Here is a 19,840-nt window from a genome sequence, read left to right as displayed (position 1 = left end):
TAACCTTACTCATAATGTGCTTTACGCACTAAGGCTATGAGAAACACTCATAGCCTCTAGCAGTTTAACCCAATGAGGTACTAGTAACTGACTCAAATTAGCACAATCATGCAGTCGTTTTATTAATGTTTAATTAGTTACAGATGAACATTCTACCTCACTAGTTATACTCTCACTTTGTAAAATAAGATCCCTATTTAACGATATTACTGTATTCAAAGTTGAGCTTTTCTCACTTGAGTCAATAACGATATTATATGTTTTAACTACCTCAGGGCACAAATCTCTTCCTGATTGAGCGTCGCCACTAACACTACTAACATTACCGGCAAACTCAATATAATATGTGCCAATACCATCGTCAGCTCTAATACCCGTTAATTGTACTTTATGAGTGCCTTCTTCAAGAGAGACTCGGATAGGGCCTACGGTTCTTTTCGGTGTCGAATTGTCATAAATTACATCATCATTTACTGACAACTTATAAACATCATCATTTAAGTTACCATTATCTCCAAAGGTTATTAATAGCTCACTAGGTCCTATGAATGGGTACTCATTACTCAGTTCATTGTTTATTTCTACTGTTATTACTCCAGTTTGAATACCCTCAGGAACGATGACAGTTAAACTTTCATTTGATGCTTGTATCACTTTAGCTTCAAGCTCTTGCCCAGAATTATTTTTAAATATCACTTTATTGTCGATTAATTTTTCACTAAAACCAATACCAGATATGATAAGTTCCTGATTAACTTGAGGCTTATTTGGAGTAATGGCGGTTATTGAAAGATCAGATCCTACTAAAATTTGGTATGGTAGTTTTGCTGTATCCCCGCGGTGAGTGACAAATACATCTAATGGACCTGTAGCGGCATCAATTTGCCCAACATCACTAAGCATAAACTCTAATTCAGTTCCTTCTTTATTAACATTTAAAAAAGTTACTGTGAGGCTAGTATCTGTTTTAGTGTCAATAATTTTAACTAATGGAGCCTCATCAAACCACTTTTCTAATTTAGACATTCCACTACCAACTAAAGTAAACTTTTTTGTATTACCATTTTGCTCGATACTTCTTGGTGTAATATCTGATAGCGTTAACCCCCAGGTTACTACATAATCAAGCTTTGTAGGAACAGCTGCCAAATCTTTAATGGTTTTGGCCATATCAACCATTGCTGACGCTAATTGACTAGCATCATAAGCTGTATCAATCTGACCGAAACCAGGTAGCAATTTTTTCACAAGTTTTTCAGCAAGTGCTTTTCTAAAGTCTGGGACATCAATATCCAGTGCTTTCATAATTGCATTTGTAGCAGGCCCAAAATTAATATCTGGTAATTTAGCAAGGTCGCTGAAAATAGGCTTTATTTCATTATTATAAATATTAAGCCCTATTGCTTTTGCTAAATTCTGCCAATCGTCACCCGTTACATTGTCTTTTGTCGCTAATTTTTCAATTTCAGTAGTAATAAATGGCATGTCTTTATATGCAGCTTCGATTACTGCTTTAACTATTTTAGGATTCTTTAAAAGATCATCAGTAATACCGAGACCCGCAGCATCAAAGAGTATTGTAAAAAAACGAATTATTATATTGTCGATAATCGTTCTAACAGCAAGCATTTTTTTAGCTTTTTGAGCAGCTTTATTATATTTTTCACTGCCTGTTAAACTAAATGGGCTAGGACCATATATACCCTCTACGCCTGGTGTTATTATTTGGAATAAACAGTCCTTATACACACATTTGTCGATTAATTTGTCTGCCGACCAGTACTCTATTCCAATAAAAGAGCCACTTATGGGTGACATAATATCTATATGGTACGGACTATCGATATGTTCTTGTAGCGGGTTTTCAAGCGCAGACGAGGCCAAGTCACCAGTATTAGGGTTAACTTCGTAAGCTCTATAACTTAGGTAAAGTTGACTTCTATTTTGAAGCTCTACGCACCCATCGTAATTTAAAACCTGATACCATTTACTCTCTACTCCTTCACCACATTTATTAGCAACTTCCGTTATATTATCAGCGAAAGTTGTTGCTTCCATGGTCATGTCAAAACTATCCCAAGACCCATTAGTCGGTGGATAAGAGACAATGCTTGGTTCAATAGATGAATCAGTAACTGTATTCGCTGAGAGCGCAGGTAAGTATGATGCAGTGAATCTATTTACTAAATTATTTGTCTCTATATCTATTTGTTTAGATTTTAATATTTGCTCTTTAAAGTAACTTGCATACCTTTCTAGCAATTCCTGACTTGCTTTCCTTGAGTTTAGATATGAAAAAAAGCCACTATCTTGTTTTAGTGCAGTAGTAACTTCTTGCAAAAAAGCTGGGAATCGTTTGCTATTTTTAATTATAGAAGCGACCTCTTCAAGTGAAATTTGTTCAGCTTCATAAAAAAAAGTTAAATGAGATGCCATTGCAGACACCGCGGTTGAAGCGTAGCTGAATTCTATTTCAGTGGTATTTTTAGGAAGAACAGCGCTTAAGTAAGATTCAAGCTCCCCTTTATCATTAAGTGTGAAAGAGTATATAACTTCAGCACTAGAGCCTACTTTTGTGAATGCAGCTTTATTAGCGTTAACCGGTTCAGCAAAACTCGGAAAAATACCTCCGACAGCAGAGATTGGTTTAGCTGCTGACTCTACAACCGTAAAAGTTAGATTAGTTTGCAAGGTGTAGTTAATCGAGTTACTTTCTCCTGCTTCATTGACAACCCAATACCTTCCCGAACTAACTTGATTAGGGATTTCAACTACTATTTCAGAATCATTGCTTATAATTGGTTTGACAGCCGTTCCTGAAAAGAAAACTGTTGTATCTGAATCAAAGTTTTCACCATTTATTGTAATTGTTTGTCCTGGAGAAAAACTTTGTAGGTCACTAGTTATTATCGGGTTTGAAGAGTCAAATATTTCAATAGGTAACTCCTCAGATATAATCTCATCATACGCAACTTGTAGATATCCCGTACCCTTTAGGCTTGGTAAATCAAGACTCAAATAGGTAGAGTTACCGTCTTTTCGGTTAATGCGTGGGATTGAATTAAAGACTAAACCATTAACATAATAAACTATAACTAAATTATCAGCAGAATCAGGAAGACCTACGACTTCTAATTCAGAGGTATCCCCAATTCTCACAAATGATCTAATTTGATTACTGTCAGTACTAATTAAATTATAGATCCATGAAGGAGAAAAACTACCAGACTCTGATGATACGAATCGTTCGGCCTTTTCTAATCGATTAAGATCATTAATATCAAAAATACCATCGTTATCATCATCTAAATCTAAGTGATCAATTTTTCCATCATCATCAAAATCATTTGGGTTATTGAAATCACCACTTTCTAATTTATCATCTATGGTATTACCATCAGCATCTCGGTCAATATAATTCGGGAACCTATCGCTATTTAAATCTTCTATACCTTCTATTTTGTCTGAAAATGAATCACCATCAGAGTCAGTATCTTGCCAATTAGGTATCCCATCTTCATCAAAATCTATATCAGTAGAATTATTTAGTAAAACATACTCTAAACCATCTAAAATATCATCTTCATCTTGGTCATTCTTAATAAGGTCACTACCAAATGCACGTTCCTTTTCATCATCAAAGGCGTCTACGTCTTGGTCATGAAATAAAACCATACTGTAAGTCAAATCAGGTCCGCCTGCGTAATTATTATCCATCACACTGAGTTGATAACGACCTGCATCAAACATTTGAAAACTCACAATATGTTTACCCGATATTTTATATTCACTCATAACATATTTACTAATTACTCTCCCATCAGAATCTGAAACGTAGACTTGCGGGTCAAATCTTTCCGCTTGACTTTCAAATACAGCAGTTACTATTGTTGCTTCAGAAACATCAAAGCCATATAAATCCCCTTTATCTGTGCTAGAGGAAATAACGCCCTGAACTTTAAAGCCTTTACCCAGCTCGACCGGTGTTGCAACAGATGGGTTATCATTAGGCTCTTCTTCAATATAAACAGGATATTGGGTTTTATCCGCACCAAACGGATAATCGTCCTGCTCATCAGGCACACCGTCGCCGTCTTCGTCTTTATTTTCCCATGTACCTACATTTTCAGTCGGTTCACCACCGGTATCACCACCGGTATCACCACCGGTATCACCACCGGTATCACCACCGGTATCACCACCGGTATCACCACCGGTATCTCCGCCTGTTCCATCAGGTATTGAGGTTGAATCATCTTCACTTAATGATTCGTTACATCCGACTAGTGTGACACTCAATGAGCCTGCTAAAAGCAATGCTAAAAGTTGTTTTGCGTTCATTTTCCTTACCCTTATTGTTGGTGCTTTCCTTTACATCCGATATGGTGTTTGCATTCGGATCAGTGCATAAGATTTAATTGTAATGTAGTACCCGCTATAACTAGTATCCCCTGCTGAGGATGTTACAGCCCCCAATGCAGAGCACGTTAGTTGTTCTTGGTTTGGTATATAATAAACAAATTTGTCTGAAGTGGGATCGGGGTCTACGTCTGTTAAGGTTAAAATTTTACCTATTAACCAGTTAGCTAATGGCACCTCTAGGCGTTTACACCAATCAACTTCTATTTGTAGTAAGTTGGCATCTTGTATATTAAGTTTTTTGTCACTTGATATTGTTTCAACCTGCGGGTTTCTGTACATCAAGTTGTCGTTCGGTATTTCGTAGACTGTAGGCCCGTCTTTATAGTGCCTACGTTGCTTAAATTTATTAAACACATCACTTGTAGGATTAAGTACCGTTATGTTGGAGGCGATTGCAGTATATGCTTTAGACTTTGCAAACGCGGTAGCTACATCGAACCCATCTGGATCATCGCCTGAGTCAACCATAAATAGTGGCATCATCCCTTGTGCAAGTGCACTTTGCATTTTAGACATACTGCCATGATTTAATGCCCCTGCACGCGCAGCATCAAATGTTGCCGCATTTAGAGTTACTTTATCTTTGTAAATCAGCACCCATTGTATAAGCAACATGATAAGCACTAACACCAACGGCGCTAAAAATGGCAGGGTTATTGAAAACTCCACCATTGATTGCCCTCGCTGCTTTTGTAAACTCCTTTTTAGCTTACTCACCCTACTACTCCCTACTCTTTTTTCCCGGTTTGCAGACGCATTAATTGAATAAAAAGCTCATCCATTTGTGCTTTACCTGCAGAGTTCTCTTCAAGGTGTTTTTGCGCTTCTATTAACACCTCTGTTGCTTGTCTCATTCTGGCAATAGCCAAGTTGTACCATGCTTTATCATGCTCTACATCTAATTGAATACAGCGTTGATAGGCACTAATAGCAGCGTCTAAACGGTTAGTTCGGGTATAAATATTACCGAGCCTAAACCACGCTGGGGGGTAGCTATCTTTTAATTTAATTAACTGCCTATATAGGCCTTCTGCCATATCTAAGTGCCCTGCTAAATAGGCAGCTTCAGCTCTGTTTTCAATTTCGACCAAGTTTACTTTTGATTCTGGCTCTTGCTGTGGTGAGCTACTACAACCAGAAATAAGTAAAATCATTAATGCTATATATATAGTTTTCATGTACTTCTCAGTTATTCTATTATTAAGTTGTCGCCAACTTTTAGTGTTTGTGTATTATTATTTTTTGTTGATAACTCAATTACTTTGTATGCTTTACCACATGCACTAAATTGCCAGGGGCGTAAGTTTTTAACAATTTTTATAACCGTGTTTTGTTTATTTAAATAAACAACGTCTATGGCATATCGCATACCAAACATATGAACTGAGTTACAAGGTGTTATAAGTAACCCATCATTTTCCTTAAGCGTTCTGCCCAGCAATCCCCTTAAACGTAACCACCACGTATTTGCAATAAATAAATTACAAATGGTGTGCCCTGTTATTGTTTTTACTTGATGATTAAATCCGTTACAGGTCATACATAAACTTCATTACTATTGGGAAAAACAAAATCATAAATGTAACAGGGAAAATAAACATGATTAGCGGAAACACCAACTTTACTGGCGCTTCTAGTGCTTTTTTCTCTGCACGTTGGAAACGCTCAACACGACGTTGATCTGATTGCACTCTTAAAGTTGACCCTAAACTTGCCCCTGTTTTTTCGGCTTGTGCTAATGCACTAACAAGATTGTTTACTTCGGAAGTTTGTACTCGCTCTGCCATTGCTCTAAACGCATCAACTTTATTAACGCCAGCTCTTAAGTCTCTAAGCACCTTACCAAATTCAACTTTTAAAGGCCCTTCAGGTCCTTTATCAACCGCTTGGCTAAGGCCGCCTGTTAAGTTTAACCCGGCTTCTACAGACATGGTTATAAAATCCAAATAAACTGGTAGAGATTTTACAATTGCAAGTTGCCTTTTTTTCTTTAAATCGTTTAATGTTAACAGCGGTAAAAAATAGCCAAATATAGCGCCGTAAACTAAGGCCATAAAAGTAACGGCATCAAGCATTGCACAGACTAAGAATGTAAATAGTGTACAACATAGTGACGATACAACCCTTACACCAAAATACTCTTCTGCAGTCAAAACATAAGAGAGCCCAGATATTTGTAATTTTTTTCCTGTCTTTACAAGGTAATCAATGGGTAAACGTTCACCGATGTAAAATGCAGCTAAACGCACAAATGGCCATATTAATTTTAATGATGGCGGAAGCGGATCCATAAAATCACGAGTATCTTCAGGCAGCCTTTGTTTAATTTTATAACCACTATAAAAAAGTAAAAATAGTGATATGCCTGCTGTTATTAATATAAAAAGCATCTATTCACCTACACATCTATATTTACAATTTTACGGATGAATATATAACCAACATAAAGCATTATTGCGGTAACTGCACAAACAGCCCACCCCATTGGCTCTGTAAAAAGCCGCATCATGTGTATAGGCTCCATATGGTATAAAATAAAGCCTATAAATAAAGGTAATGCAGTCATTACTATGCCTTGCATTTTACCTTGACCAGTTAATGCATCTATCTTACCTTCCATTTCTAATTTTCTTCTAAGTGTGTCCGCTAGCCTTTCAAGAGTTTCAGCGAGATTCCCACCTATTTCCTTAGAAATTTGCATGCCAGAAACCACTAATTTAAAGTCAAGCTCAGGGATACGAGTTAACATATTATTCAAGCCATCGTTAAAGTCTACACCGAGGCGCTGCTCTCTTAAAAACAATGAAAACTCTTGACTGATTGGTGCGGATTGTTCCTGTGCCATCGTTTCTAACGCATTCGTTAAACTTGACCCTGAGCGCATCGAAGCACATACCATGTTCAAGGCATCAGGCAACTGCTTTATAAACAATTTACGTCTGCGCTTTTGTAAAAATTTATAAAAATAGGGTGGCAAAAAGGCAATAATACTCACTAATATAAATGCAAGTACAACCGCCCCTGTATATACCCAAACTATTAAAAAAAATACAAACATACCTATCATGTTAAAAATAAACAGTTTCTGTGGTTCTATAAATAAAAACATATCTGATAGGTTTACTTTGGCCGCATGAGTGAATGTTTCTCGGTATTTTTGTGCCAACTCACGGGAAACAAAGTTACCAGCATAAATAAGTAAGGTTACTGTTAGCCCAACCAGTGTCATTATTACTATATTACTCATGATGATCGCCTGTTTTAAAAATACCAAGGTCAACATCAACACCTCTATCGCGAAGCTTTTCGTAAAACTCAGGGATCATTCCTGTTGCGACGTATTCACCTTGTACTTTGCCGTTTATGTCATAGCCTGTTTGCTTAAATTTAAATATTTCAGAAAGCTGAAGTACGTTACCTTCAACGCCTGTTACTTCACAAATAGAAGTAACACGTCTTGAGCCATCGCTAAAACGTGATTGCTGCACAATCATGTTAACTGCGGAACCAATTTGTTCTCGTATAGCTTGTATAGGTAAATCCATTCCGGCCATCATAACCATTACTTCTAAACGTGATATACAATCTCGCGGAGTGTTGGCGTGAGCAGTTGTTAAAGATCCATCATGGCCTGTGTTCATGGCTTGAAGCATATCCAGTGCTTCACCACCACGACACTCACCAACAACAATTCTGTCTGGTCGCATACGTAAGCAGTTTTTTACTAAGTCACGAATTTCTACAGCTCCCTTACCTTCTTGGTTTGGGGGCCTTGCTTCTAGTGATACTAGATTAGGCTGATAAAGTTTTAACTCGGCGGCATCCTCGACTGTGATTATACGTTCATCATCTGGAATGAAATTAGATAAAACGTTAAGCAATGTTGTTTTACCAGAACCAGTACCACCAGAAATAACTACATTCCTCTTATTTACAACTGTCATTTGTAAAAACTTAACCATGGCCGGAGACATCGAACCAAAGTTTACTAAATCTTCTGCTTCTAACTTTTTGGCCATGAATTTACGAATCGTGATGCAAGGTCCTTTTAATGCTAAAGGCGGAATAATGGCATTTACACGAGACCCATCTTTTAGCCGCGCATCAACCATTGGCTGGCCTTCGTCAATCCTTCGCCCTAGCGGTGTAACAATTCTCTCAATAGCACTTAATACGGCTTGATCATCAGTAAAAGCAATGTCAGATAAAAATAGCTTACCCGCTTTTTCATAAAATATTTCATCGTGGGAATTAACCATAATTTCTGAAACATCAGGATCACTAATAATATTTTCAAGTGGCCCTAATCCAATAGTTTCATCTAGAACCTCTTTGCAAAGCTCATCAAAATCTACGTTTACTGGTATTTGTAATTTAAAGATTATTGACTCAATAAGCCCTTTACTTTGCTTTCTTAGTTCCTCATCGCTCATTTCTGATACATTTACTCGACGAAGGTCAATTTGTTTAATTAACTCCTTGTGTACTTCTTTCCTAAGTTCGTTACGTTTTTTTATTCTTTTACGAGTTTCTAGTTCTTCTACAGTTGCTTCATTATGTACTTCAACAGATTGTTTACTTTGTGGTGTAAGATCATCAAAAGTTACTTCAGAACTAGACTTTAAATGTGTATTTTCAGGTTTGTTTTCTTTTAATGAATCAAAGCCTTCGTTAAGTTCTACTCTTATATGATAACCACCAATTTCGATAAGGTCAGTGGACTTTAGCGGACCAGCAGAGTCAATTTTATTTCCATTTACTTGTGTACCCGTACGGCTTGCTCTGTCTTCTAAGAAAATTCCCTCGTCATTTAAATAAAGTTTCGCGTGCTCTTTAGATACCTTAAAACCATGGAGACTCACTTTATGCTGTTTATCTTTGCCAATCACACAGGTTTTTTCATTGCATTTAATTCTATTTACCGGTGTACCTTTGGCAGTTTGGACAATTACATCAAACATAGTGCTATCCTTAGTCTAAAATATAAAAAGCTTCAAGCTGCTGTGCTTCATCTATCATATCTCTGGCACGCTTAAGCCTGTTTTTTTGGTTTTCACTCTGTAGTGATACTATGTGAGGTGTAACTAAAATCACCAGTTCAGTTTTATTATCAGCAAAATCTCTAGATTTAAATAACTCGCCTAAAATTGGTATAGAACCTAAAAAAGGTACTTTATTTACAGCTTTAGACATCTCGCTTGAAACTAAGCCTGAAATGACAATAGTATCGCCGTTTTTAACATTAACTACTGACTCTGTTTCACGCGTTTTAAAACCAGGTATGCCTGCTACTTGTACTGATGCATCTACAGAGCTAACTTCTGCACTAACGTAAGATACGATATTACCTTCAGTGTCTGATACTGGCTCGATCTCTAACTTAATCCCATACTCTTTAAATTCAACACTTGGTGAACCATTTGCAGAAAGTAGAGGAATTGGTATTTCTCCACCCGCTAAGAACCGTGCTTTTTCACCACTGCGAGTGCTCAAGGTTGGTTGTGCTAACATGCGTGCATCACCTTGTTCCGACAAAAGCTGTATTTGTGAAGTGAGGCCTGTCACGATACCAAAATGTGAAAAACTATTTGACCCTACAAGAACATCCCCAACTTGTTCAAATATTGAGTCTGAGACAGTACTTGGTGTGTAAACTGAAAATAAATCATTACTAGTCCAATTACTAACAGCACCAAAGGCAGGGCCAGCAGCTGACGAGCCCCATTTAACCCCTAAATTTTTAAGTGTTTTCTTACCTATCTCAACAATATTGACATCCATACGGATCATCTGCTTAATTTCAAGGTCTTTTGTTGTGACTAAAGATGTTAAATTTGGAACAAGTTTTGCTATATTATCTGCTTTTGAAGCTGTCGCTTTATCTACAGTGCCTTCTAATACAACTAGGCCTCCGACTTCTCTTACTGACAAACCTGGTAAACCAGCTATTAAGCCATTAACCTTCTCAACCAAAGTCGAATTATCTATTAAACTAACAATGATATTAAGCTTTGCTTTGTTGTCATTTTTATCCCAAATCTGTAACTGAGTTTCACCTGGTGTTTCTGCAATAAGCAGTACACTTTTATTATCAATCACTTTGGCGCTAACAACTCCTGGCTTTGCCACTGCAATTCTTTTTACGTCCTCAATGGGAAGTAAACTCAAGGTTCCAACTTTCATTTCTATATCACTAGGTGTTAGTGCGTAAGATTTTGATGAAATTATTATTAAGGCGATAATGCAGTACTTTAAAACGCGATACATAAATGTATTCCTTTACAACTATTTTTATAATTTATTTTTTGTCACTGAAGCTACTTCAGTTTTTTTTGATTTATCAATATAGGTTGTAACAGATTGAGCAACAGCTCCTGAACCACCAAAGATCATCTCAACTTCATCTTCACCGCCTGATGATTTAAATAAAGATGACGAATCCACAAGACGCTCTGTTACAATTTTTTTATCTTGTCTGTTTTTTAATAAAGTAACAAACTTTCCATGTTCTTTAGCAAGGCTTACCCTAGCAGCATCGAGTACCGAAACATCTAAAGTTAAAGTGCTATAGTTGGTTGGATCATTATATATCTCATCGACTATTTCTTTATGCTTATCAGCTGTAATTTGGCCAGTTGCAAGAACATTAACACTTTCAATAAGTAGCTCTAACTGAGGTTTATCTTGCTGTTTTTCTGATAATAAATACAAATCAACTTTATCACCAGCTACTAATAACCCTGCCGTTGAATTAGTTTCATCTATTTGTATTGTAACTGCTCTTCGTCCATCGGTTAAAATATCAGAAAACTGTTGCAACCCTTTACCAGGCAAATATGCCCTTAAAAGGGGTTGTCCAGTAGATACATCCGTAAGTAACATTTGCCCATCAATCTCAGCGAACTCACTCGGATGAATAGTGCCGGCCGGTAAATAGTTTGTTGGAATCTCCCTTACCGCTACAGATACTTTATTAATAGTAGTACCTTTAAATAATGGTTTTGTTACCACAATAACTGGAACTTTTTTTTCATCACTTTTTGAGTAAAAAGTTTTTAATTCATCCTCTTTTGACTCTATATACTTTCCAACAGACCAAGCAGCGGCCACACCAAGTATTAAAGATATAATCAATAAAACCCAATTCTTATCTAATAAATTTCTTATTTTCACTTGTACTTCCTTGCTTTATAGACTTTCAAAGTCATCAGGTAATGGTGGTAAAGCTTTAGCATAGCTGTAATTGTTATAAGCTCTTTTAAATTTGTCTGCTAAGATTTCTACAACGTTTTTACCTTGATATTTTGTTAACCAATTATTATTTGTTAATTCATTATCAGGAACTGGCATTAAGAGCGAAAAAACCATAGCTGAAGTAATCACTAAATATTCAACGGATGACTGTCCCTTCTGTAAATTATTTAACATCTTCTCTTACCGCTGTAATGAATGTTCTTTGTTTTCTTCGCATAAAAGTTATACTCACGTTATTTGGACCATTTCTAGCGATGAATACACCATTATCAAGGTTTTTTGTATATATAGCTTTATCTATAGTCCAACTATGTTTTGTGAAATATTTTTTATAAAAACTTAAATTACTTTTCACAGATAACGTATTATCTAAAATCATAGTACTTGATATCTTAGCCCCATCTGCCGATTTTATTTCTCTCACTACAGTTGTACCACTTGGCATAGGGAAATCTTGTAGCGATTTATCTATTTTACTTAAGTGCTGGTCTGGCTTCGCTGAGGTTGCTATGTAGCCAAAAGTAAAATCATTCCCAGCAGAGCGTAATTTAGCCGTGTAAATTACCCCATCTATTACAGCGTTTAACACTTCCCATTCTTTTAATTGTTTATGAGTGAACTTATCACTTAGGGGTTGCCATTGTTTGGTAAAATAATGAATGTTTTCATTTAATTTATTTTTACTTTTAAATTCCCAAGCCCTCATATTTAAGCCATCAACGAGCATTCCATCTGACACCACGACCACAGTTGAACTATCAGGAAAATTAATATTTGCATGGGCTTTAAAACTTATAAATATTATTAAGATAATTTTGAGATAAAAATTCTTCTTCATTTTTCATTTCCTTGTGTGCTAGTACTTCCTTTTCGAGAGTTAGGCAATTCATCCATTTTTATATAACCAAATTTAAGCGAACTTGAATTTAACTTTTTAGCAATAGGAATTTGAGATAAACCATCACGTAGTGTGTTAATAATTCCAGCGTCTAATAAATTAGAGGGGACCAATGACTTTACACGGTTCTTATTATGTTGTTCACCACCAACATTCCACCCATTTGCAACTAAATAGGTTTTTGACTCAATTGGAAATTCAAATTGATGTGAACGTTTATTTTCTTCATCGGCATTTTCATTTCCGGGGTCTTGTTCACTATCTTCATTTATAAACTCTAATAGTTTATGGCTTGTTATTTGTATTTTATGATTTGCCTCGTAATAACCTTTTTTCTCAACGCTAAAATTACCTATTTCTAAAACTGATAGTGCTCCTGAAATTAATGATGACATAGTTCCCGGAACACTTTTTTTATTTAATTCTGTATTAAAGAATATGTGATTATTACTATCATCCTCCTCAGGATTAAACTCAGCGAGTAAAAATTCGTCACTGTTTTGTGATGCCTGATTAAAATATAGATATACTGCTGCATCTTCTTTTTTCCATTCTTCGGCCGGACTATCAGAAACAATACTTGAGTTATGACCATTTAGTATTCGCCAAGGAACTTCTTGATGAACTCTGTCAGAGTTTTTAATAGCTAATGTGCTCGTGCTCCCACTCCAGTTACCCGGTGTCCTTTCGAGCCATGTTGTCCTTTCCCAAGCAATATACCTCGATGACATATCTGAATAATGTTTCGCTTCTATTATTTTGCTAAAGTAAGGTAACAACAACATTAAAGGGGCAATAATGAACGTAATAAACACACTAAGTTCGACTAAAGATTGGCCTTTTTGATATTTCATAAAACCTCACAAAACCAGTGCGAGAGCAGTTAACAAAACTCTTTCACTATTATCTGTTTCATTCAAAGTCACCTGCCAATATGGGTTGTAAAGATTGCCATATTCCCATTTAGAATCGCTGCGCCCCCATAACGATTGATCGCGATAATAGTAAATTTTTGCTTTACTTAAAACTGTCAGTTTATCTCTTGGTAACGCAACACTTTCTTCAATATCTATGTCTATTAACCGGGTTGAATCTGGGTTTTCTGTACCTATATTAAATGTACTAGACGTGGTTATGTCTGATTTATCTTTAGATATTGCTAGAGTTAGCATAGGGGCTGTGTTTGTTTGTTCTACTTGAGAAATATCATAAAAACTTTGTAACCCTGAGTAATATGAATTTATGTCTTCTTCATTCTCATGAGCATATCTTGAGGCTCTTCCATTTATATCCCGAGAACGGCCATAGTAACTATCACTTCTATAGTTGGTTGTATCTTTATCACTGCCTGCGTGACTAGCTCCCCAACCGACAGGGACCTCACCTCCTCGCCATTTACAACCACTAGTTAACCTACAACTATAATGATATACATGAAACCCTAAGGTATCCATAGCACTCCATACCTCAGCCTCATCGCCGTTTTTAAATAGCTCTGTACCACCGGCTTGTCTGGTATTAACTTTGTCTGGGAAAATCGTTTGAGAAAAGGGAAACCCCCAGCTAAAACTCCTGTTCTCAGTGAAGGGATCTACAGAGTTAGTTATTAAATCAAAGTGTTCTTGATAACGGCCAGTATCATCTTGCCTATCATAGCTTCCTTGAAAATCAACCCAATCATATAAAAGAAACTCTCCTACGCCTACTGCTGAAGCAATATCAACATATGCGTCACTATCATTTGCTTCTAAAACATTTTTTGAAGTCTCAACAAGAGCGACCATGGTGGCCGCATTCATTAAATCTTGTGATAGAGACAATCCAGAATTAACAATATCTGTAGCAAATACAGCCCCTTTCATAACAGGTTGCAAAACCTGATTAATTGCTGTTAAAACGCCCTCTACAGCAGAAGTAATTTGGCCTACCAAAGGTATCCAAGAAGTTACATCGGCAATGTTTTCACCTGTTTTTTCAGCAAAATTCCCCCAGGAAGAAAGGCCAACATATTGTGCAACTGCAACATGATTAGCCACCATTGCTCGGTTAGTATAGGCTTTAAAATTTAAGTCTCTAGCAAGCAGGTTTGCACCACTGATTACAGTAGCGTCGGCGCTATTTTGCAATTTTGTTTTATTTAGGTTTTGTTGGGATACATTGAAGAGATATAGAAGCGAAACAACAATAGTTGCTAAAAACACACTTCCTAATACTAATGATTGTCCACGTTCCTTGTGCATATTACTACCTTAAAAAGCCATAATTAAAATTCAATTATGGCTATTACGTCTAATCTACAGTGCCTGAACCATCGCCGGAACCGCCATCAGAACCACCCTCACCTTGAGCAGCTCCATCATTAAAATTACCAAGATCGTAATCTTGATTTGCATTATCAGTCGCAGCTTGAGATGCAGTTTGTGCCGAACCAATATTTGCACTTGAGTTCTTACCTGAGACCTCAGAAGATAATGCAGACACTTGGTTACGAATAGTTTTACCAAAAAAACTATAAACTCCTATCGCTGAAACAGCTATTAAAGCAACAATGATAAGGTACTCAGTTAGACCTTGACCCTTTTGACGTATAACCATTAGAAGCTCCTAAATCTGCTAGTTACTACCTGAACCGCCTTCAGTTTGCGCTGCGCCTTCATTAAAGTTGCCTAAGTCGTAATCTTTATTTGCGTTAGTTTTTGCATTATCTGAAGCTAACTGTGCAGCTTCAATATTGCCGCTTGAATTTTTACCAGAAACCTCAGAGGCAAGTGCAGATACTTGGTTACGGATAGTTTTACCAAAAAAACTATATACACCGATTGCAGAAACAGCAATTAAAGCAACAATGATGATATATTCAGTCATTCCTTGCCCTAGTTGTTTTTTATTCGTATTCATTGTTTACTCCTTGTACGTTAATTGAATTTAAATTTTAATATCCTTTTTTTAACAAAAAAATCATCCTAAGGGATGATTTTATTTTGAAAGCTGGATTAACAAAGAAGTTCTATTTTTAGTATTAGTTTTGAAAAGTATGTTTTTTACATGTGATTTTACTGTTGCTTCACTTATACATTTGTTTCTGGCTATTTCTTTATTGCTATAACCTAACTTTAATTGTTCAACAATTTGCTTTTCTCTTTTAGTTAAGCCGAAAGAATTTATGTCTACTTTGTAGTTTTTCTTATCGAAGGTGTCGGTTATTTTTCTAGTTAAAGTCACTCTACTAAACCATTTACCACCATTATTTAAGGTTTCTATAACTTCTTCAATATCAGTATTCTTTATTGGGAGCCAAACGATACCAGACGCCTTTCTATTTAAAAGTTGATACTCAAACTCTAAATCAATTGGAACATAAGAAAGAACTAAAACATCATTTAATGGCTCGTCCAAAATCTCCGTATTATTGGTTTTAGTTGCTAATTTATAAGCGATACCAGAGTTTTTGAGACGGATGATTTCATTTTCTATAGTATTAACTCTTTGCATTTGCTGTATTCCTTTATCGCATATACATAAGCCGATAACTTTAATGAAATGTACCCGAAGTTGCAACCAATTTCATAAAATGTTAATTTAAGAAAAAATAATATGGATGTTATTCATGAAAAAATATGTATCTTCACTTCTTTTCTCGTCTTTACTTACCTCTTTTATTTCTAATGCCTCTTCAGCACCAAGCTATATTGAGGATAGACAAATGATAAAGTCGGGCACCGAAAGTCTTTATAGCTTTACCTTAGGCAAAAAGAAGATGGTTGCTTCATCTTCCAACTTCAAAAGTTTAACCTTTAGTGATTACAGTGATGCAACCGATAAATATATAGAAATTTATCAACACCTACTATCAGAAAGTTACACCTTGGTTAATGAATGCTTATTTGAATTATGTGGAAACTCAATTGAGTTAGCAAACAGCATAGATTCAGTACACTTTATTAGTGATAAAAATAAACAGAGGGTTGCCACCTTTAGAATAAGTAATAATTTACAGATTATTCATTTATCATCATATGAAGATAAATCTTTTGTATTTATCAGAAAAATTAATAATATAAAAGAGGTTCTCCCTCCAGTAAGTAGCAATCAGATTAATGATATCTACTTTGATTTAAACTCCTACAAAATCGCAAAATCTTACTATAAATATCTAAATTATTTAGTTGAAAGCAGAAGTGATAACGAAAATATTATCATTACAGGCCATACGGATAATTCTGGGAATTATGATCTAAACATGCAGCTTTCACTAAAAAGAGCAAAAGTAGTCGCTGATTATTTCATTAACAATGGAATAAGTAGCTCACATGTTAAAATTAAAGCAATGGGAAGCTTAGCACCAATAAGTTCTGATGATTCTAAGAACAGAAGAGTAGAAATTAGTTTTAGCTTGTAAATTTATGCTGCACTAAAATACTTTTGTGTATTTTAGTGCACAGATTTTACCTAAATAAAACTTCTTCTTTATTAAACCACTTTATACAAAAAAGAATTGATATCATTGCTATGATACTTGTTGATCCAATAATTAAATAAACATGATTATATTCTACAGTTCCTTTTAATAGTTCTCTAATGGCTAACGATATATTTACTATAGGAATAAGCGCGGTTTTTAAATTTAATTCCATGTTTGGCATCATTGATATAGCGAGAGGGAAAAATGTTAAAATAGACAGTGGTCCCATATAATTTTGAGCTTCTTTAAAAGTTTTTGCGTAAATTGAAATAGCTAAAACAACACTTGAAAAAATACATGCTAATGGTATCAATAAAAGTAAAATTAATAGCAAATCCAAGGTGCCAATGAGCTCGATTGCATCTAGTATAAAAGATATTGAGATAAATTGTTTTGCTATAAACATCCAGCTACCAAGACTGAACACTGTAATTAAAGATGTTACTAAGGAAGCAGTTAAAATTGTTATAAACTTACCAATCACTAATTGAGTTCTAGTAATAGGAGTAAGTAATAATGTTTCTAAAGTTCCTCTTTCCTTTTCTCCGGCGCCAAGATCAATTGCCGGATAACTTGCCCCAGTCAAAACTATAGGTATTAGTAAATAAGGTAATAATATACCAATTTTTTCCCCAAAACTTTCTCTAGCATTTGACGAATCTATCAGCTCCAACTCTATCGGCGATAATATAAACTCTTGTTCTTGCTTCTTGGTAACCCCTAACTTTTTTAGGTTTTTATATTGTACAAGTATTTTATACTCAGCAAATATTTTATTAATTTTCTCAGTGATATAATTTACTCTACTAGAGTTATTATAAATCACTTCAATTTTTATTGTATTTTTATCATTTGAAACTTGTTGACTTGATATATAAATGCCTAGGTCAATCAACTCATTTGTTACAGCATCTTTTAATTCCTGCCGAGAGTTCAATTTTAAGTCATCTTTTAATTTAAAATTTTTGTGATAAAAAACTGACTCACTAAAGCCTTTAGCATTTTTATCACCAATGATGAAGTAGTTATGGACCTCTTGTTCCGCATCTAAATGCGCTTGAGCCATAAAGTAACCTAAAGTTCCAAATATTACTGGAAAAATTAGAACTGGTAGCGCTATAACAAACATTAAAGTTTTTTTATCGCGTAGGAGTTCTGTTAATTCCTTTTTAAAAACTTCAAACATAGTGTTTCTCCGTTAATATGTTCATAAACGCTTGGTTTAGCTCTTCGCTATTACCTGCCTGTTTGAATTCAGCAAGTGTGCCGTCAAAGCAGCTTACGCCTTCATTAATTACCGCAACACGGTCACATAAAAGGGCGACTTCATCTAAATGGTGCGTTGAAAAAATAACAGGCGTGCCTTGCGCCTTTAAGCCTTTTATAAAGTTTATAACTGTTTGTGTGGTCATGATATCAAGGCCTGTGGTTGGCTCATCGAGTACCACCACTTCTGGGTGATGTACCACAGCACGGGCAATATTGGCTTTTTGCTTCATGCCGGTAGATAGGTTTTCTGCACGTTTATCAATAAATTTATGCATGTCGAGCAAAGTAAAAAGCTCCTCACAACGAGCCGCTATTTGCTCTTTGTTCATTCCATGAAGCTTTGCAAAGTATTCAATATTTTCTTTAACGGTCAGGCGACCATACAAACCAGTTGAACCGGATAAAAAACCAATAGACTTGCGCCCTACTAACGGCTTTTTAATTATGTCGTTGCCGGCAATAGTTATTGTGCCTTCATCGGGCTTAAGTGCCGTTGAGAGCATACGCAATGTAGTAGTTTTACCTGCGCCATTAGGGCCAAGTAACCCTAACACTTCGCCTTTTGCACATTGAAAGCTGACATCTCTTACAGAATGAAAAAAATCTTTATCTTCACGCGGGTCTATATCATCAACTTTATTTTTTTTATGATCCTTGGTTAACTTAAACTTTTTTTTAAGCCCTGCGACTTCTATCATTTTCGTATCCTTCGTTTAGCTCTAAAGTAATCGGTATTATCATAGAACGATTCATTCTCATTTGCGTCATGCCATCCTGGTACACCTAATAATGGCAATGGAGAAAGCTGTTTGTTATCGGCTAAGCAATGCTCTATTTTTATCTTCTCATAAAGTACTTGGTCTAGGTACTGATATTGAGTAACTAAATCTTTACAAAATATTTCATCCGGTACATTTACAAATAACGCTTTACCCGTTAAACCAATATAGGGTTTTGTGAGCATTTCATAATTAGCGTGGCCAAACATAAAAGGTTGTATTGTTTTGCCCCACTCTTCTCGGTGAGTTATAAATGCCGTTTTCCATTGGTGGTCTGTTAAAAGCGTTTGCCACTTAGTATCACTAATGGCAAGCACCACGCCGCACTCGTCAAATAATGTGAGTGCATTACGATGTTTAGTACGTTGCTTTAAGCCATGTTGCGCTATTTCTTGTACGTGGCGCTGATTAATAAGCGCCTTGGTTTTTGGAAACAAACACCAAATAAAGCCACCAAATAAGTCGTGCCAATTTTTACTACGTGTAGGCACTACGCCAGTTTCAAAAATGACTTGCTCATAATAGCGCTCGCCAAAATCAACGTTTGCATCGTCTTCAAACGTTATTGGCAGGTTATTAGCATTAATGGCATTCAAATACACAGTGAACCAATCGGGGGTTGGCCAATCAGTTTGTTTATCAATATTAAACAGTGTTCGTAAGTGCTCAAACGCACCGCTTTTCAAACTACTAACTTGCCATTGCTCGGGCGGAGTAAAGCGCTTCATTTATACCTTTAACAATTTATGCTGTTAA

At 35.9% G+C, this 19,840-nt stretch carries 20 protein-coding genes; 1 reads left to right on the top strand and 19 read right to left on the bottom strand.

Annotated elements, in window-relative coordinates; genetic code table 11:
* Window positions 1–129: 129 nt before the first annotated feature.
* The 16 genes from MTF64_RS06590 to MTF64_RS06515 form a co-directional block, all read right to left on the bottom strand.
* On the bottom strand, window positions 130–4,341 hold the full coding sequence (locus MTF64_RS06590) for an IPT/TIG domain-containing protein (protein WP_248450951.1): 4,212 nt from the start codon (window positions 4,339–4,341) through the stop codon (window positions 130–132).
* A gap of 30 nt (window positions 4,342–4,371) precedes the next feature.
* Window positions 4,372–5,139: a TadE/TadG family type IV pilus assembly protein gene (locus tag MTF64_RS06585; RefSeq protein ID WP_248450950.1), complete on the bottom strand. Its 768-nt coding sequence runs from the start codon at window positions 5,137–5,139 to the stop codon at window positions 4,372–4,374.
* Between the two features lie 11 nt (window positions 5,140–5,150).
* The gene (locus MTF64_RS06580; protein WP_248450949.1) at window positions 5,151–5,600 is read right to left on the bottom strand and encodes a tetratricopeptide repeat protein; all 450 of its coding nucleotides are present in this window, start codon (window positions 5,598–5,600) and stop codon (window positions 5,151–5,153) included.
* Window positions 5,601–5,611: 11 nt separating this feature from the next.
* Window positions 5,612–5,962: a DUF192 domain-containing protein gene (locus MTF64_RS06575; RefSeq protein WP_248450948.1), complete on the bottom strand. Its 351-nt coding sequence runs from the start codon at window positions 5,960–5,962 to the stop codon at window positions 5,612–5,614.
* Window positions 5,952–6,812 carry a type II secretion system F family protein gene (locus tag MTF64_RS06570; protein WP_248450947.1) on the bottom strand — a complete coding sequence of 287 codons (861 nt, stop codon included), beginning with the start codon at window positions 6,810–6,812 and terminating at the stop codon, window positions 5,952–5,954. Before MTF64_RS06570 ends, MTF64_RS06575 begins: the two co-directional genes overlap by 11 nt.
* An 8-nt stretch (window positions 6,813–6,820) precedes the next feature.
* Complete coding sequence (locus MTF64_RS06565) at window positions 6,821–7,669, bottom strand: type II secretion system F family protein (RefSeq protein ID WP_248450946.1); 849 nt, start codon at window positions 7,667–7,669, stop codon at window positions 6,821–6,823.
* On the bottom strand, window positions 7,662–9,383 hold the full coding sequence (locus MTF64_RS06560; RefSeq protein ID WP_248450945.1) for an ATPase, T2SS/T4P/T4SS family: 1,722 nt from the start codon (window positions 9,381–9,383) through the stop codon (window positions 7,662–7,664). Before MTF64_RS06560 ends, MTF64_RS06565 begins: the two co-directional genes overlap by 8 nt.
* Before the next feature lie 10 nt (window positions 9,384–9,393).
* Window positions 9,394–10,689, bottom strand: a complete 1,296-nt coding sequence (locus tag MTF64_RS06555) for a pilus assembly protein N-terminal domain-containing protein (protein WP_248450944.1) — start codon at window positions 10,687–10,689, stop codon at window positions 9,394–9,396.
* 24 nt (window positions 10,690–10,713) lie between these two features.
* Window positions 10,714–11,595: a Flp pilus assembly protein CpaB gene (gene cpaB, locus MTF64_RS06550; RefSeq protein WP_248450943.1), complete on the bottom strand. Its 882-nt coding sequence runs from the start codon at window positions 11,593–11,595 to the stop codon at window positions 10,714–10,716.
* Between the two features lie 15 nt (window positions 11,596–11,610).
* Window positions 11,611–11,850, bottom strand: coding sequence for a hypothetical protein (locus MTF64_RS06545; RefSeq protein WP_248450942.1), 240 nt, complete (start codon window positions 11,848–11,850; stop codon window positions 11,611–11,613).
* Window positions 11,840–12,514, bottom strand: a complete 675-nt coding sequence (locus MTF64_RS06540) for a hypothetical protein (RefSeq protein WP_248450941.1) — start codon at window positions 12,512–12,514, stop codon at window positions 11,840–11,842. The genes MTF64_RS06545 and MTF64_RS06540 overlap by 11 nt, the downstream gene beginning before the upstream one ends.
* Window positions 12,511–13,428, bottom strand: a complete 918-nt coding sequence (locus tag MTF64_RS06535; RefSeq protein ID WP_248450940.1) for a hypothetical protein — start codon at window positions 13,426–13,428, stop codon at window positions 12,511–12,513. The genes MTF64_RS06540 and MTF64_RS06535 overlap by 4 nt, the downstream gene beginning before the upstream one ends.
* A 6-nt stretch (window positions 13,429–13,434) precedes the next feature.
* Window positions 13,435–14,814, bottom strand: coding sequence for a Tad domain-containing protein (locus MTF64_RS06530; protein ID WP_248450939.1), 1,380 nt, complete (start codon window positions 14,812–14,814; stop codon window positions 13,435–13,437).
* Window positions 14,815–14,863: 49 nt separating this feature from the next.
* Window positions 14,864–15,169, bottom strand: a complete 306-nt coding sequence (locus MTF64_RS06525; RefSeq protein WP_248450938.1) for a pilus assembly protein — start codon at window positions 15,167–15,169, stop codon at window positions 14,864–14,866.
* A gap of 18 nt (window positions 15,170–15,187) precedes the next feature.
* Entirely contained in the window at window positions 15,188–15,472 is a 285-nt protein-coding gene (locus tag MTF64_RS06520; protein WP_248450937.1) for a pilus assembly protein, read from the bottom strand.
* 78 nt (window positions 15,473–15,550) lie between these two features.
* Window positions 15,551–16,066, bottom strand: a complete 516-nt coding sequence (locus MTF64_RS06515; RefSeq protein WP_248450936.1) for a response regulator transcription factor — start codon at window positions 16,064–16,066, stop codon at window positions 15,551–15,553.
* 115 nt (window positions 16,067–16,181) lie between these two features.
* On the opposite strand from MTF64_RS06515, the gene MTF64_RS06510 reads away from it, so the two are divergent.
* The gene (locus MTF64_RS06510; RefSeq protein WP_248450935.1) at window positions 16,182–16,973 is read left to right on the top strand and encodes an OmpA family protein; all 792 of its coding nucleotides are present in this window, start codon (window positions 16,182–16,184) and stop codon (window positions 16,971–16,973) included.
* Between the two features lie 46 nt (window positions 16,974–17,019).
* Here MTF64_RS06510 and MTF64_RS06505 read toward each other — a convergent pair whose 3' ends face one another.
* From MTF64_RS06505 to MTF64_RS06495, 3 genes are read right to left on the bottom strand one after another with little or no spacing between them, the layout of a single operon-like run.
* A complete protein-coding gene (locus MTF64_RS06505; protein ID WP_248450934.1) occupies window positions 17,020–18,222 on the bottom strand; it encodes an ABC transporter permease in 1,203 nt (400 codons plus the stop codon).
* A complete protein-coding gene (locus tag MTF64_RS06500; RefSeq protein ID WP_248450933.1) occupies window positions 18,215–19,003 on the bottom strand; it encodes an ATP-binding cassette domain-containing protein in 789 nt (262 codons plus the stop codon). The genes MTF64_RS06505 and MTF64_RS06500 overlap by 8 nt, the downstream gene beginning before the upstream one ends.
* A complete protein-coding gene (locus MTF64_RS06495; protein ID WP_054982553.1) occupies window positions 19,000–19,812 on the bottom strand; it encodes a DUF3025 domain-containing protein in 813 nt (270 codons plus the stop codon). Before MTF64_RS06495 ends, MTF64_RS06500 begins: the two co-directional genes overlap by 4 nt.
* Between the last annotated feature and the right edge of the window lie 28 nt (window positions 19,813–19,840).

This window comes from Pseudoalteromonas sp. 2CM41L, from assembly GCF_023161905.1.
In the GTDB taxonomy this organism is placed as follows: domain Bacteria; phylum Pseudomonadota; class Gammaproteobacteria; order Enterobacterales; family Alteromonadaceae; genus Pseudoalteromonas; species Pseudoalteromonas atlantica.
The sequence above is the reverse complement of the archived record's forward strand: the minus strand, read 5'-3'. Positions and strand labels throughout refer to the sequence as shown.

Coding starts and splice junctions, on each gene's coding strand:
- MTF64_RS06590 (WP_248450951.1), bottom strand. CDS start 4,341: ATGAACGCAAAACAACTTTTAGCATTGCTTTTAGCAGGCTCATTGAGT.
- MTF64_RS06580 (WP_248450949.1), bottom strand. CDS start 5,600: ATGAAAACTATATATATAGCATTAATGATTTTACTTATTTCTGGTTGT.
- MTF64_RS06575 (WP_248450948.1), bottom strand. CDS start 5,962: ATGACCTGTAACGGATTTAATCATCAAGTAAAAACAATAACAGGGCAC.
- MTF64_RS06570 (WP_248450947.1), bottom strand. CDS start 6,812: ATGCTTTTTATATTAATAACAGCAGGCATATCACTATTTTTACTTTTT.
- MTF64_RS06565 (WP_248450946.1), bottom strand. CDS start 7,669: ATGAGTAATATAGTAATAATGACACTGGTTGGGCTAACAGTAACCTTA.
- MTF64_RS06560 (WP_248450945.1), bottom strand. CDS start 9,383: ATGTTTGATGTAATTGTCCAAACTGCCAAAGGTACACCGGTAAATAGA.
- MTF64_RS06555 (WP_248450944.1), bottom strand. CDS start 10,689: ATGTATCGCGTTTTAAAGTACTGCATTATCGCCTTAATAATAATTTCA.
- MTF64_RS06545 (WP_248450942.1), bottom strand. CDS start 11,850: ATGTTAAATAATTTACAGAAGGGACAGTCATCCGTTGAATATTTAGTG.
- MTF64_RS06540 (WP_248450941.1), bottom strand. CDS start 12,514: ATGAAGAAGAATTTTTATCTCAAAATTATCTTAATAATATTTATAAGT.
- MTF64_RS06535 (WP_248450940.1), bottom strand. CDS start 13,428: ATGAAATATCAAAAAGGCCAATCTTTAGTCGAACTTAGTGTGTTTATT.
- MTF64_RS06530 (WP_248450939.1), bottom strand. CDS start 14,814: ATGCACAAGGAACGTGGACAATCATTAGTATTAGGAAGTGTGTTTTTA.
- MTF64_RS06525 (WP_248450938.1), bottom strand. CDS start 15,169: ATGGTTATACGTCAAAAGGGTCAAGGTCTAACTGAGTACCTTATCATT.
- MTF64_RS06520 (WP_248450937.1), bottom strand. CDS start 15,472: ATGAATACGAATAAAAAACAACTAGGGCAAGGAATGACTGAATATATC.
- MTF64_RS06515 (WP_248450936.1), bottom strand. CDS start 16,066: ATGCAAAGAGTTAATACTATAGAAAATGAAATCATCCGTCTCAAAAAC.
- MTF64_RS06510 (WP_248450935.1), top strand. CDS start 16,182: ATGAAAAAATATGTATCTTCACTTCTTTTCTCGTCTTTACTTACCTCT.
- MTF64_RS06505 (WP_248450934.1), bottom strand. CDS start 18,222: ATGTTTGAAGTTTTTAAAAAGGAATTAACAGAACTCCTACGCGATAAA.
- MTF64_RS06500 (WP_248450933.1), bottom strand. CDS start 19,003: ATGATAGAAGTCGCAGGGCTTAAAAAAAAGTTTAAGTTAACCAAGGAT.
- MTF64_RS06495 (WP_054982553.1), bottom strand. CDS start 19,812: ATGAAGCGCTTTACTCCGCCCGAGCAATGGCAAGTTAGTAGTTTGAAA.